Source organism: Pseudomonas sp. UBA6753, assembly GCF_002453565.1.
Classification (GTDB): Bacteria; Pseudomonadota; Gammaproteobacteria; order Pseudomonadales; family Pseudomonadaceae; genus Aquipseudomonas; species Aquipseudomonas putida_Z.
Map to the genome: position 1 here is coordinate 499 of NZ_DKHD01000030.1, position 325 is coordinate 823.

Genomic DNA, 325 nt, shown 5'->3' on the forward strand with positions numbered 1-325 from the left:
GAAAGGGCCGGTACAGGCAATAAAAATCCGCCGACCAGTTGCGGCACTCGAATGCCAACGGCGTTAGAATGGCTCTTTGTCTTCGCCCCTCGGAAACCCGCCCCTTGCTCACCGAACCCCGTCGCCGCGCCTACCTTTCCGCCATGCAAGTGGTGCACTGGCTGCCGCGCGCCGAACTGCCGTTCGCCGCACCGTCGCGGCCCGAGCTGCTGCTGCCGGTGGCACCGGTCGAGGACCTCGATTTCGACGTCAGGCCGGCACCGGCTGCCAACGAGGCGCCCGTCACCCCCCAGGCCCGCTCCGGCGAGCGGCCGAAAATCGAGAT

General features: G+C 67.4%; 1 pseudogene. It reads left to right on the forward strand.

Features of this window, described 5'->3' with window-relative positions:
• Positions 1 to 104 precede the first annotated feature (104 nt).
• Positions 105 to 325: pseudogene (locus B2790_RS10655) on the forward strand (energy transducer TonB); the annotation flags it as partial.